Below are 13,460 nucleotides of genomic sequence, written 5' to 3'. Positions count from 1 at the left end.
CCCACCAACGCAACCACAACGGGGGTCCGGGGGGCAAAGCCCTCCCGGGCGGGGCTTGGGGGTTGCACCCCGAAGGACATCAACGAGCCGACCCGCTCACGCTCCCCGCAAACCGACCCACCAACGCAACCACAGCGGGGGGTCCGGGGGGCGAAGCCCTCCCGGGCGGGGCTTGGAGGTTGCACCCCGAGGGACATCGACGAGCCGACCCGCTCACGCTCCCCGCAAACCGACCCACCAACGCAACCACAGCGGGGGGTCCGGGGGGCGAAGCCCTCCCGGGCGGGGCTTGGGGGTTGCACCCCCGAACGACGCCCCGATTCGACCAGGCCCGCGCTCTCCGCGGGCACACTCCCCCCAGAGAATCGGGTGGGCGCAGCAGGGTTCGAACCTGCGACCGCTCGGGTGTAAGCCGAGTGCTCTTCCGCTGAGCTATGCGCCCCTCCGGCGAACCCGGCCAAAAGCCAAAAGACCGGGTCCGCCGGGGAAAAATCTCAGGCCAGTTCGGCGATGGCCTTCTTCCACGCCGACTGGTCGCGGGCTTCGCCGGGTGAGTTGACCTCGGCGAAGCGGACGATGCCGTCGGTGTCGATGAGGAAGGTGCCGCGCACGGCCATGCCCGCCTGGTCGTTGAAGACGCCGTACGACTGGGCCACGGCGCCGTGCGGCCAGAAGTCCGAGAGCAGCGGGAACTGGTAGTTCTGCTGTTCGGCCCAGACCTTCAGCGAGAAGACCGCGTCGACGGAAACGCCGAGGATCTGCACACCCTTGGTGTCGTAGTCGGCGAACTCGTCGCGCAGCTGGCAGAGCTCACCGGTGCACGTCCCGCTGAAGGCGAACGGGAAGAAGACCAGCAGGACGGGCTTGTCACCCTTGAACGACGACAGCGTGACGGGCTGCTTGTTGTAGTCGTTGAGCGTGAAGTCCGGGGCTGGCGTACCGACCTCGACGGCCATGCGGCGAATCCTCTCCGAAAGCGAGCGCGGAACCTGCGCCGACAACCCTATCGTGTCACTGGCGCAGGCCCGGGTTCAGCGCTGTTTCGCCTTCGAGGACTTCGGCGAGACCAGCCGGGTGCCGAGCCAGTCGGCTCCCACGCTGATGTTGGCGGTCTGCGACAGACCGACCTGCGGCACGGCTTCGGCGATCTCACTGGGCTCGACGTGCCCGGGCTGACCCGTCTTGGGTGTCAGGACCCAGATCACGCCGTTCTCGTCCAGCGGACCGCGGGCGTCGACCAGGGCGTCGCCCAGGTCGCCGTCGTCTTCGCGCCACCAGAGCAGCACGACGTCGATGACTTCGTCGGCGTCCTCGTCAAGGAGTTCGGCGCCGATCGCCTCCTCGATCGCCGCGCGGACGTCGTCGTCGACGTCCTCGTCCCAGCCGATCTCCTGGACCACCATGTCCGGCTTGATGCCAAGGCTCTCGGCGACGCCGGCAGTGCCTGCGTCTCCCGCGGCGACCACTGCTTCCACTCCTCCAACTACGACGGAGCGCGGCGGTCTGGCACGCAGCGGGGCTGCGCCGGCCACCACACTCGGGTACACGGTTGTCGATAGCGAACACTGGCGCGGCGCTGCGCGCAACCGTCCACACCGGATCTTTGACAAGTCGTGTCGCAGCGTGGCGGCCCCCCGGGGCCTTCGGTGACCCCGGGACAGGTTCCTGTGGGCAGTGTCGCACGACCGCTCCGACAACCCCCGGAAACCTCTCCTCTAGTGTTGTGGAGAAGAAAACGCGCGCGCGATACACCGCGCGCGGGGAGTGGTGCACTCGGGGCGACCCTTGTTACCGGCGAGTAGAGGTGACGGGAGCCGGGCCGGGGACGACGATGGGAATCGGCGTGCACTCCCGCCCAGCAGCTACAACGGCTACAACCAGCTACAAGGAGACCCCTTGGCCCCGCAGAACGACGGCGCCTCCGGCAAGGAGACCCCGGCACGCGTACGTGTCATCCGTGACGGACTCGCGGCACACCTGCCCGACATCGATCCGGAGGAGACCGCCGAGTGGCTGGACTCCTTCGACGAGGCGCTGGCCAGGGGTGGCCAGCAGCGCGCCCGTTACCTGATGCTGCGCATCCTGGAGCGAGCCCGCGAGCGCAACGTCGGCGTGCCCGCGCTCACCTCCACGGACTACGTGAACACGATCCCCACAGACAACGAGCCGTGGTTCCCCGGCGACGAGGAGATCGAGCGCCGCTACCGCCGGTACATCCGCTGGAACGCCGCGATCATGGTGCACCGCGCGCAGCGCCCGGGTGTCGGCGTCGGCGGGCACATCTCCACCTACGCGTCGTCGGCCGCCCTCTACGAGGTGGGCTTCAACCACTTCTTCCGCGGCAAGGACCACTCCGGCGGCGGTGACCAGGTCTACTTCCAGGGCCACGCCTCCCCCGGCATGTACGCCCGCGCGTTCCTCGAGGGCCGGCTGTCCGAGCAGCAGCTCGACGGCTTCCGCCAGGAGTACAGCCACGCCGGCGAGGGCGGCGGCCTGCCGTCGTACCCGCACCCGCGGCTGATGCCGGACTTCTGGGAGAACCCCACGGTGTCGATGGGCCTCGGCCCGATGAACGCCATCTACCAGGCGCGATTCAACCGCTACCTGCGCGACCGCGGCATCAAGGACACCAGCGACCAGCACGTGTGGGCGTTCCTCGGCGACGGCGAGATGGACGAGCCGGAATCGCGCGGCCTCATCCACGTGGCCGCGGGCGAGGGCCTCGACAACCTCACCTTCGTGATCAACTGCAACCTGCAGCGCCTCGACGGTCCGGTGCGCGGCAACGGCAAGATCATCCAGGAGCTGGAGTCGTACTTCCGCGGCGCGGGCTGGAACGTGATCAAGGTCATCTGGGGCCGCGAGTGGGACGCGCTGCTGCACGCCGACCGCGACGGCGCTTTGGTCAACCTGATGAACGTGACGCCGGACGGCGACTACCAGACGTACAAGGCCAATGACGGCGCGTACGTGCGCGAGCACTTCTTCGGCCGTGACCCGCGCACGAAGGACCTCGTCAAGGACCTCTCCGACGGCGACATCTGGAACCTCAAGCGCGGTGGCCACGACTACCGCAAGGTGTACGCGGCGTACAAGGCGGCCATGGAGCACCACGGCCAGCCGACGGTGATCCTCGCCCACACCATCAAGGGCTACGGCCTGGGCCCGGCGTTCGAGGGCCGCAACGCCACGCACCAGATGAAGAAGCTCACGCTCGACGACCTGAAGCTGTTCCGCGACGCCCAGCGCATCCCGATCAGCGACGCCGAGCTCGAGCGCGACCCGAAGCTGCCGCCGTACTTCCACCCGGGCCCCGACTCGCCCGAGATCGAGTACATGATCGGCCGCCGCAAGGCGCTGGGCGGGTACCTGCCCGAGCGCCGGCCGAAGCACGCCAAGGCGCTCGTGCTGCCGGGCGACAAGGTCTACGAAGGTATCCGCAAGGGCTCGGGCAAGCAGGAAGTCGCCACCACCATGGCGTTCGTCCGGCTCGTGCGCGAGCTCGCGAAGGACTCGGAAATCGGCAAGCGCGTGGTGCCGATCATCCCGGACGAGGCCCGCACCTTCGGCCTCGACTCGATGTTCCCGACGGCCAAGATCTACAACCCGCACGGCCAGACCTACACGTCGGTCGACGCGAGCCTGATGCTGGCCTACAAGGAGTCCGAGAAGGGGCAGCTGCTGCACGAGGGCATCAACGAGGCGGGCTCGACCGCGTCGTTCACGGCCGTCGGCACCTCGTACGCCACGCACGGCGAGCCGATGATCCCGATCTACATCTTCTACTCGATGTTCGGGTTCCAGCGCACCGGCGACGGCCTGTACGCGGCGGCGGACCAGATGGCGCGCGGCTTCGTGCTCGGCGCCACCGCGGGCCGCACCACGCTGACCGGTGAGGGCCTACAGCACGCCGACGGGCACTCGCTGCTGCTGTCGGCGACCAACCCGGCGGTGGTGGCCTACGACCCGGCCTACTCGTTCGAGATCGCCCACATCGTCCGCGACGGTCTGCGGCGCATGTACGGCGAGACCGGGCCGCACGGCAACGGCGAGAACGTCTTCTACTACCTGACGATCTACAACGAGCCCTACCAGCAGCCCGCCGAGCCGGAGAACCTCGACGTCGACGGCCTGCTCAAGGGCCTCTACAAGTACGCCGACGCCCCGGCCGGCGACGGCCCGGAGGCGCACATCCTCGTCTCCGGAGTCACGATGCCGGACGCGCTCAAGGCCCAGCAGTTGCTGGCCGACGAGTGGGGTGTGCGCGCTGCGGTGTGGTCGGCCACCTCGTGGACCGAGCTGCGCCGCGAGGCCGTGGAGATCGACCACGACAACCTGCTGCACCCGGGCGACAGCCCCCGCGTGCCGTACGTGACGCAGGCCCTCTCGGGGGTCAACGGACCGGTAGTGGCGGTGTCGGACTGGATGCGCGCGGTGCCGGACCTCATCCGCCCGTGGGTGCCCACCGACATGCTCACCCTCGGCACCGACGGGTTCGGCTTCTCCGACACCCGCCCGGCCGCGCGGCGCAAGTTCCTGGTCGACGCGCAGTCGATCGTGGTCGGTGCGCTCACGGCGCTGGCCAAACGCGGCGAGGTCGCGCAGGAGAAGGTGACCGAAGCGGTGCGCCGGTACCGCCTCGACGACATCTCGGCCGCCGGGCCGCAGACGTCGGACTCCGGCAACGCGTAGGCAGTCATCTCGTAGGCACTGCGTTTTATAAGCGGTAGTCGCACCAAGACCCTCCGGGCCGCACAATGGCCCGGAGGGTCTTGGTGCTTCGAGACCCAGGCCCAGTAGGGTAGACATCGGATGTATCTATGCGTCCGGGAGCTTCCTGAACGACCCAGCGCTTGAGGAAGGGTGATCGCGTGACCCAGCGTCGTCTGCCGCGGCCGAGTGAACTGAAGCAGATCCTGCGGCCGAAGCCGATCGTGCTCAACCCGACCGAGCGGCGCCTGGCGAGCGCGCACACGATCGCCGACCTGCGGATGATCGGGCGCAAGCGCACCCCGCGCGCCGCCTTCGACTACACCGACGGCGCGGCCGAGCTCGAAGACAGCCTGCTGCGCGCCCGACAGGCCTATCGCCGGGTGGAGTTCCACCCCAACGTGCTGCGCGGCGTGTCCGATGTGGACACCACGCGGACGGTGCTCGGCAAGACCTCGGCGCTGCCGTTCGGCTTCGCGCCCACCGGGTTCACGCGCATGATGCAGCACGAGGGCGAGAGCGCCGTGGCCCGCGTGGCGCAGCGCAACGGCATCCCGATGGGCCTGTCGACCATGGCGACCACCTCGATCGAAGACCTCGCCGCGGCCGCGCCCGAGGCGCGCAAGTGGTTCCAGCTCTACGTGTGGCGCGACCACGGCGCGGGCGAAGATCTGATGAATCGCGCGTGGGAAAACGGCTACGACACGCTCCTGCTCACCGTCGACACCCCGGTGGCCGGCGCCCGCATGCGCGACGTGCGCAACGGCCTGACGATCCCGCCGGCACTCACGCTCAAGACGTTCGCCGACGGCGCGATGCACCCGGCGTGGTGGTTCAACCTGCTGACCACCGAGCCGCTGAACTTCGCGTCGCTCAACCACTTCGACGGCACCGTGGCCGAGCTGCTGGCCCAGCTGTTCGACCCGACGCTCGACTTCGACGACCTCGACTGGGTGCGCCGCACCTGGCCCGGCAAGCTCGTGGTCAAGGGCGTGCAGAACGTGGCCGACGCACGGGACGTGGTGAAACACGGTGCCGACGGCGTGGTCCTGTCCAACCACGGCGGGCGCCAGCTCGACCGCGCGCCGACGCCGCTGGAGCTGCTGCCCGCCGTGCTCGACGAGATCCAGGGCGCTGCCGAGGTCTGGGTCGACACCGGCATCCTCTCCGGTGGCGACATCGTGGCCGCGATCGCACGCGGTGCCGACTTCGTGCTCGTCGGCCGCGCGTTCCTCTACGGCCTGATGGCGGGCGGCGAGCGGGGCGTGCAGCGCTGCGTCGACATCCTGCGCACGGAGATGGTCCGGACCATGCAGCTGCTGGGTGTGCGCCGCATCGAGGACCTGCGCCCCTCCCACGTGACCCTTCGCTGACCACCCGGATTCCCCCTGAGGCGTTCGGTGCTCCTCTGCACCGAACGCCTCATTCGTCGCGCCCGACGCCGCCTTCGGGTGGTCTGCCGGATTGGTCCAGACGTGCGACACCGGGTTGACGTACCGGTGGGTCTGTGACGAGTATCTCTGCCACCTCGTGAAAGGCCGTTTCCGCGATCCGGAACCGGCGGTCCCCCCGGAGGTCGGCGTGTTCGTGCAGGACCTGGCTCCACTCGGCGGTTTAGGACTTTCGGCGCTGGTCGCGGTGGTGCCGCTGGCCGTGGTGCTGGTGCTGTTGGGGGTGGTCCGGACCAAAGCCCACCACGCCGCGTTGATCGGGCTCGTGGTGGCGCTAATCGTCGGGATCGCCGTGTACGGGATGCCCTTGGGGCAAGCGATTTCCGGTGCGCTGCAAGGGGCGGCGTTCGGCCTGTTCCCCATCCTGTGGATCGTGGTCAACGCGCTGTGGGTGTACCGGATCACCGTGCGCACCGGCCACTTCGACGTGCTGCGCCGCTCGTTCGGCCGGATCTCCGACGACCCGCGGCTGCAGGCACTGATCATCGCCTTCTGCTTCGGCGCGCTGATGGAAGCGCTTGCCGGGTTCGGCGCGCCGGTGGCGATCAGCGCGGTGATGCTCGTGGCCGTCGGGTTCAAGCCCGGCAAGGCGGCCGTGGTGGCGCTCGTGGCGAACACCGCGCCCGTGGCGTTCGGCGCGATGGGCACGCCGGTGGTCACGCTCGCGCAGGTGTCGGGACTGCCGCTGGAGCAGGTGTCGTCGATCGTCGGACGGCAGACGCCGCTGCTGGCGCTGTTCGTGCCGCTGCTGCTGGTGATCATCGTCGACGGGAAACGCGGCCTGCGCGAGACGTGGGTGCCCGCGCTGGTGTGCGGCGTCGCGTTCGGGATCGTGCAGTTCCTCGCGTCCAACTACGTGTCGCCGCAGCTGGCCGACATCGGCGCGGCACTCGCCGGCGCCGCCGCGCTCGTGGCGCTGCCGATGACGCGCCGCGCGGTGCCCGAAGAAGTCCGCGCACAGGTGCTCACCGGCACGCGCACCGCAACGCTCGACCGGCCCGACGAGCGAGGGGAGGTCGTGCGCGCCTACCTGCCCTACGCGTTGATCATCGTGATCTTCTCACTCGCCCAGGTGCCGCCGATCAAGAAGCTGCTCGACGCGGCCACCTGGAAGTTCCACTGGCCCGGTCTCGACGTGCACGGCCCGGACGGCAAAGCCGTGTCCGGCAACACGTTCTCCCTGCCGTTCCTCAACACCGGCGGCACGCTCGTGCTCATCGCCGGGCTGCTCACGCTCGTGGCGCTGAAGGTCGCCGCGGGTGCGGCCGGCCGCGAGTGGCTGGCGACGGTGAAGGAACTGCGGTTCGCGATCGTGACCGTGACCGGGGTGCTGGCGCTGGCCTACGTGATGAACCTGTCCGGTCAGACGAGCACCATCGGCACGTTCATCGCCGCGGCCGGCGCCGGGCTCGCGTTCCTGTCCCCCGTGCTCGGCTGGTTCGGCGTCGCCGTCTCGGGCTCGGACACGTCGGCCAACGCGTTGTTCGGCGCGCTGCAGGTCACGGCCGCGCACCAGACGGGCCTGCCCGCCGACCTGCTGGCGGCCGCGAACAGCTCGGGTGGCGTGCTGGGCAAGATGATCTCGCCGCAGAACCTCACCATCGCGTGCGTCGCGGCCAACCTGCCCGGCGAAGAGGGGAAGCTGCTGCGCAAGGTGCTGCCGTGGAGCGTGGGCCTGCTGCTGGTGATGTGCCTCATCGTGCTCGGGCAGAGCACGCCGGTGCTCAGCTGGATGCTGCCGTGACCGCCCGGTGCGCGGCCACGCCCTTGGCCGAGCGGTTCCAGTTCCACCAGCCGTGGATCACCAGGCCGGCGAAGACGAGGTAGATCGCGGCGGAGAAGTACAGGCCCGACGAGATCTGCAGCGGCACGCCGATCGCGTCGACGACGAGCCAGACGCCCCAGAACTCCACCAGCCCGGCACTCTGCGCCCCGAAGGCGACCAGCGTGCCCACGAAGATCGCGGCGTCCGGCCACGGAGCCCACGACGCGTGCAGCGCCTGCAGGACCAGCGCCATCACCACGGTGCCGGCCACGAACGCGCCGAGCATCACCCACCGCTCGGTCGCCCGCGCGGTGCGCACGACGACGCCGTTGAGGGGGTCGGTGCGGCGGCGCCAGGCCCACCAGCCGTAGAGCGAGATGAGCAGGATCGCGATCTGCCGGCCGGCCAGGCCGCCGAGGTCGGCCGAGACGTAGACGGAGAAGAGCAGGATGGTCGCGCCGACCTGCACGGGCCAGGTCCAGAGCGTCCGCCGGTCGGCCAGGAACACGACCGCGAGCGCGAGCACCTGGCCCGCGAGCTCCGCGATCGAGATCCACTGGCCGAGCACCGTGATGCCGTGTTGCAGCAGGAAGTCCACGTCCGCACCTCTCTCGTCCCCCATGACCCTTGCTGGCAACACCCGTGGCAGGCCAGGGATTCCCCTGCATGTGAGGCACGCGACACGGTCCCGGCACGTGGACGGGCCCGGTGCCGTCGGCGATGCACCGGGCCCGTCGAACCGCGTCGGACTCAGTGGTCGACGCGGTTGAACCCGACCGGCGGGGTCGGCGTGTCGGTGGCCGTCTGGTGGCCGTTTCCCGGCTGCGCGGCCGGCGCGGTCCGGGTGGCCTGGGTGGTCTGGGCCTGCGCTTGAGTGGTCTGGGCCTGAGTGGTCTGGGCCTGGGTGGTCTGGGCCTGGGTGGTCTGGGCCTGGGTGGTTCGGCCGCCGACCTGGCGCTGACCGCCGCCCTGGGTGCCGAGCTGACCCTGCAGGTTCGTCAGCCAGCCGCCCCAGCGGTCCTGCGCCGGCTTGATGAGGCCGCCGCCGAACCCGACCACGATCACGCCGCCGATGGTGGCCAGCACGGTGATGAGCACGGGCCCGGTGACGGCCGTCGCGATGTCGACCTGGCCCAGCGCGGCGATGATGCCGAACGCCATGATCAGCCAGTAGGCCACGGTGGCGAGCAGCCGGCCCGCCGGGCGCGTGGCCATGGCCGAGCTCACGACGTCACGCACGACCTTCGCGATGGCCGCGGCCACGACGACGAGCACCAGCGCCACCAGGATGCGGGGCAGGAAGGCGATGATGTCGTTGAGCAGCCGGCTGACCGGATTCGACGGGCCGAACACACCGAACGCCAGCTGGAGCGCGATGAGCAGAATAAAGTAGTAGACCAGTTTCACGAGGATGCCGGTGGCGTCGACATTCGCCTGCTTCATCATTCCGGTCAGCCCCGTCTTCTCCACGAGCCGTGAGAAACCGAGTTTTCCGAGCACGAGTGACAGCGCTTTGGACACCGCTTTCGCGATCAGCCAGCCGATCAGCAGGATGATCAGAAAACCGACGAGTTTCGGGACGAACGTGGCCACCAGATTCCAGGCCTGTCCGAGTCCGTCCTTGAGTTGCTCACCCACGCTGGCTCCCTTCGTCGTGGATTCCCGGCTGACGTCCGTGGCAGCGGGTGATGATCAGGTACCCAGCCGGCGGGAGTGCGTTGCACCACGATCGAGTGAGACGACTGGCGCGAGAAGATCAATCGCGTCCATACTTGTCCTACCGGTGGGGACCGGGGAGACGAGGCCGTCCGGCGCAGCGTAAACCGCAAGCGCCGGGCGGCCTCGAGCATTTCCGCCTTATTCGTGCGCGATGTATTCAGCGGGTGTTCGAGTCGTCGCCCTGCGAATACTTTTCAGGTCACAGGACGACGACTCGCGTTCACCGAACGGACACTCAGGCGGCGCGCAGCGCGTCGCGGAGTTTCACCTTCGCGCCGGTGCGCATCACGGCGTTGCGGTAAATCCGCGCGGCCAGCCAGATCAACACCGGAATCAGCAGCACCACGAGCCCCACCGACACCACGGCCTCCCACACGGGCACGCCGCCCATGGCGAGCCGCATCGGCATCAGCGTCGGCGCGAACACCGGGATCACCGACAGCACCTCGGCGAACTTGTTCGACGGGTCCGAGGGCAGCACCGAGATGCCCACCACGTACCCGGCGATCACGAGCATCAGCACCGGCGACACGGCACCGCTCACGTCCTCCTGCCGCGACACGAGCGCGCCGAGCGCCGCGAACACGATCGAATACATGAAGAATCCGAGCAGGTACCAAACCACCAGCCAGGCGACCGTGCCGATGGCCGCCGAGAGCGAGATGGTGAGCACCCCCGTCCCCAGGCCCGCCGCGATGCCGACGACACCGATCGCGAGCATCTGGATCAACCCGACCGTGCCGATGCCGAGCACCTTGCCCGCCATCAGCTGCCACGGCTTGATGGTCGAGAGCAGCAGCTCGACCACGCGCGAGGTCTTCTCCTCGACCACGCCCTGCGCCACGGTCTGGCCGTTGAGCAGCAGCGACATGTAGATGAGGATGCCCGCGATGATGCCGAGCACGAGCTGCTGGCCGTCGTAGTCGTGCGGTTTCTCCAGCGGCGGCAGTTCGTCGATCTTCGCGGTCGCGACCGCGGCGTCCACCTTCGCCGGGTCACCGCGCTGCGCGAGGATCTCCGAGTTCTGCGCGACGCGGCCGGCGAGCACGGTGAGCACGTTCTTGAGGTTGCCGTCCAGGTCCTTCTCGACCTGCACGTGCACGCGGTCGGCGCCCTGCACCAGCAGCGCGTCGATCGAGCCGTCCTTCAGCTTCGCGATCCCGGCCTGGTCGTCGGCGACGGGCTGTGTGGCGATGTTCTCCCCCACCGACTTCCCGATCGCCGTCAGCGGTGCCGAGAGCGGCGCCGCGGCCGGCACGAAGCCGACGGTCGCGTCGGGACCGCTGCTGCCGCCGAACAGCTTCAGCACCACGATGCCGACGACGATGAGGACCAGCAGCACGAGCGTGCTGATCCGGTAGGCCTTCGACTTCAGCCGGGTGCTGATCTCGCGCGAGGCGACCAGGCCGACCCCGGACATCGGGCTCATGCGGACGTCGGGTGTGCTCATGCCGCCGCTTCTTCCTCGTGGTGGTGTTCGGTCACGACGGACCGGAACAGATCGGTCAGCGACGGGAGCTTGCGCGCGAACTCGCGCACGGGACCGGTCGCCAGCGCCGCGCGCAGCACGACCTGGTCGTCGGCCCCGTCGGCCAGCTCGAGCTCGGTCACCGAACCGTCGCGGCCCAGCACCGTGACGCCGGGCAGGTTCGCGGCCCAGCCGTCGGCCGCCTGCGGCGCGTCGACGAGCAGCCGCACGGCGCCGCCGGCCCGCAGCTGCGAGACGGTGCCCATCGCCTCCATCCGTCCACTCCGGACGATCCCGATGCGGTCGCACAGGCGCTCCACCAGGTCGAGCTGGTGGCTGGAGAACACCACCGGCACGCCGTCGGCCGCCTTTTCCTTGAGCACCTTGCTCATCACGTCCACCGCGACCGGGTCGAGGCCCGAGAACGGTTCGTCCAGCACGAGGATGCTCGGTTCGTGCACCAGCGCGGCCGCGAGCTGCACGCGCTGCTGGTTGCCAAGGCTGAGCTTCTCCACCTCGTCGCCGCGGCGCGCGGCCACGCCGAGGCGTTCGGTCCAGCGCTCGGTCGACGCCTTCGCCTCAGCCGCCGACATGCCGTGCAGCCGCGCCAGGTAGGTCAGTTGCTCACCCACCTTCATCTTCGGGTACAAACCGCGCTCTTCCGGCATGTAGCCGATGTGGCGCCGCGTCTCGTGCGTGATCGGCGAACCCGCGAACCGGACCTCGCCCGAGTCCGCGCTGAGCACCCCGAGCGCGATGCGCATCGTGGTGGTCTTGCCCGCGCCGTTGCTGCCCACGAAGCCGAACAGCTCGCCGGGCCGCACGTCGAAAGTCATCTGTTCCAGTGCCACGACGGTGCCGTAGCGTTTGGAGATCGCGTCGATCTCCAGTCCGGGCTCTGGCATCGGCCCTTTCCCCCTTGGTGTCGGATTCGGTGACGTGCGTCACCGGTTACGGATCGTAGAGATCCCGCTGCACGGTGCCTAGCGCCGCCGGTTGCGTGTCCGCCGCCGAAAGTTGCCGATCGAATGTCCAACTAGGATTCCCCCGGAGGAACGGAACGAATGGCTGAGACGACGGGGCGCCGGGTCCCCAAGCACCACGGGCTGTCGGCGAAAACGCTGCGCTCGCTCGAGCACGCCTCGGGCCGGCTCGCGAGCGCGAGCGTCGCGGTGATGGAGAAGCGGCTGGTGTGGTTCGGCCGGCTGCCCGCCGACCAGCGCGCGAGCGTGCTGCTGATCACGCAGGCCGGCGCGGCCGGGTTCGTCGATTGGCTTCGGGATTCGAAGGAAGCGCTCAAGCTCACCACCGAGGCGTTCCGCGACGCGCCCGCCGAGCTGTCGCGCTGGGTCAGCCTGCGCCAGGCCGTGGGCATGGTGCGGCTCGCGATCGAGGTGTTCGAGGAGCAGCTGCCGGAGTTCGCCGCGAACGAGGCCGAACGCGCGGCCCTGATCGAGGGAATCCTGCGCTACGGCCGGGAGATCGCGTTCGCCGCGGCCAACTCCTACGCGGCGGCGGCCGAGACGCGCGGCGCCTGGGACGCGCGGCTCGAGGCGCTGGTCGTCGACGGGATCGTGCGCGGCGACGCCGAGGAGGCCGTGCTCTCTCGCGCGGCCGCGCTGGGCTGGGACCCGGCTTCGGCCGCGACCGTGATCGTGGGCAACCCGCCTTCGGAAGACCCGCCGACGGTGGTGTTCGAGGTCCGCAGCCGCGCCGCGCGCGTCGGCCGGCCGGTGCTGCTGTCGGTACAGGGTTCGCGGCTGGTGATCGTGATCGGCGGCCCCACCGAAGGCGGCGTGAAGGAGCGCGAAACGCTGTCGCGCATGTCCGCGGTGTTCGCCGACGGCCCCGTGGTCGCCGGCCCGACCGTGCCCTCGCTGGCGGAGGCGCACCACAGCGCGGCCGAGGCGCTCTCCGGCCTGCGCGCGGTGGTCGGCTGGCCCGGCGCGCCGCGGCCCGTGCGCTCCGACGACCTGCTGCCCGAGCGCGCGCTGTCGGGCGACCCCCAAGCCGAGCGGCTGCTGGTGGACCTCGTCGCGCGGCCGCTCGAAGAGGCCGGTCCCGCGCTGCAGCGCACGGTGGAGACCTACCTCGAAAGCGGCGGGGTGCTCGAACGCTGCGCGCAGACGTTGTTCGTGCACCCCAACACCGTGCGGTACCGGCTCCGCAAGGCCGCCGAGCTCACCGGCCGCAACCCGACCGAGCCGCGCGACGCGTTCGTGCTGCGGGCCGCGCTCACCGTCGGCCGGCTGGCCCGCGCCCGCGGCCTCTGGTGACACTCGGTGACGATCACGGGAACCCGTGGACCCGTGACGGACTTCACGGCAAGCGATGGTTGAATCCCACA

10 protein-coding genes and 1 tRNA gene are annotated in these 13,460 nt (G+C 69.7%); 4 read left to right on the top strand and 7 right to left on the bottom strand.

Going from position 1 to position 13,460, the window contains the following annotated elements; translation table 11 throughout:
- Nucleotides 1-370 precede the first annotated feature (370 nt).
- The 3 genes from ACWEOE_RS11550 to ACWEOE_RS11540 all read right to left on the bottom strand — a co-directional run bounded on the left by ACWEOE_RS11550 (nucleotide 371) and on the right by ACWEOE_RS11540 (nucleotide 1,466).
- A tRNA-Val gene (locus tag ACWEOE_RS11550) sits at nucleotides 371-442 on the bottom strand.
- Between the two features lie 52 nt (nucleotides 443-494).
- Entirely contained in the window at nucleotides 495-956 is a 462-nt protein-coding gene (locus ACWEOE_RS11545) for a peroxiredoxin (protein WP_452007210.1), read from the bottom strand.
- 75 nt (nucleotides 957-1,031) lie between these two features.
- The gene (locus ACWEOE_RS11540; protein ID WP_285969388.1) at nucleotides 1,032-1,466 is read right to left on the bottom strand and encodes a DUF3052 domain-containing protein; all 435 of its coding nucleotides are present in this window, start codon (nucleotides 1,464-1,466) and stop codon (nucleotides 1,032-1,034) included.
- Between the two features lie 430 nt (nucleotides 1,467-1,896).
- Between ACWEOE_RS11540 and aceE the strand changes: the two genes are divergently transcribed.
- The 3 genes from aceE to ACWEOE_RS11525 all read left to right on the top strand — a co-directional run bounded on the left by aceE (nucleotide 1,897) and on the right by ACWEOE_RS11525 (nucleotide 7,905).
- Nucleotides 1,897-4,692 (top strand): pyruvate dehydrogenase (acetyl-transferring), homodimeric type, encoded by a 2,796-nt coding sequence (gene aceE, locus ACWEOE_RS11535; protein WP_452007207.1) that lies wholly within the window; start codon nucleotides 1,897-1,899, stop codon nucleotides 4,690-4,692.
- Between the two features lie 179 nt (nucleotides 4,693-4,871).
- Nucleotides 4,872-6,083, top strand: a complete 1,212-nt coding sequence (locus ACWEOE_RS11530) for an alpha-hydroxy acid oxidase (protein WP_452007205.1) — start codon at nucleotides 4,872-4,874, stop codon at nucleotides 6,081-6,083.
- 208 nt (nucleotides 6,084-6,291) lie between these two features.
- Entirely contained in the window at nucleotides 6,292-7,905 is a 1,614-nt protein-coding gene (locus ACWEOE_RS11525) for an L-lactate permease (RefSeq protein ID WP_452007202.1), read from the top strand.
- Here ACWEOE_RS11525 and ACWEOE_RS11520 read toward each other — a convergent pair.
- The 4 genes from ACWEOE_RS11520 to ACWEOE_RS11505 all read right to left on the bottom strand — a co-directional run bounded on the left by ACWEOE_RS11520 (nucleotide 7,886) and on the right by ACWEOE_RS11505 (nucleotide 12,018).
- Nucleotides 7,886-8,524, bottom strand: coding sequence for a nicotinamide mononucleotide transporter family protein (locus tag ACWEOE_RS11520; RefSeq protein ID WP_452007250.1), 639 nt, complete (start codon nucleotides 8,522-8,524; stop codon nucleotides 7,886-7,888). The two genes, ACWEOE_RS11525 and ACWEOE_RS11520, sit on opposite strands and share 20 nt — an antisense overlap.
- A gap of 152 nt (nucleotides 8,525-8,676) precedes the next feature.
- Nucleotides 8,677-9,564, bottom strand: coding sequence for a mechanosensitive ion channel family protein (locus tag ACWEOE_RS11515; protein ID WP_452007200.1), 888 nt, complete (start codon nucleotides 9,562-9,564; stop codon nucleotides 8,677-8,679).
- Nucleotides 9,565-9,880: 316 nt separating this feature from the next.
- Nucleotides 9,881-11,095, bottom strand: coding sequence for an ABC transporter permease (locus tag ACWEOE_RS11510; protein WP_452007198.1), 1,215 nt, complete (start codon nucleotides 11,093-11,095; stop codon nucleotides 9,881-9,883).
- Entirely contained in the window at nucleotides 11,092-12,018 is a 927-nt protein-coding gene (locus ACWEOE_RS11505) for an ABC transporter ATP-binding protein (protein ID WP_452007196.1), read from the bottom strand. Before ACWEOE_RS11505 ends, ACWEOE_RS11510 begins: the two co-directional genes overlap by 4 nt.
- 159 nt (nucleotides 12,019-12,177) lie before the next feature.
- On the opposite strand from ACWEOE_RS11505, the gene ACWEOE_RS11500 reads away from it, so the two are divergent.
- Complete coding sequence (locus tag ACWEOE_RS11500) at nucleotides 12,178-13,389, top strand: PucR family transcriptional regulator (protein WP_452007194.1); 1,212 nt, start codon at nucleotides 12,178-12,180, stop codon at nucleotides 13,387-13,389.
- The last annotated feature ends 71 nt before the right edge of the window (nucleotides 13,390-13,460 follow it).

Source organism: Amycolatopsis sp. NPDC004368 (genome assembly GCF_053602515.1).
This window is presented reverse-complemented; position numbering and strand designations above follow the sequence as displayed.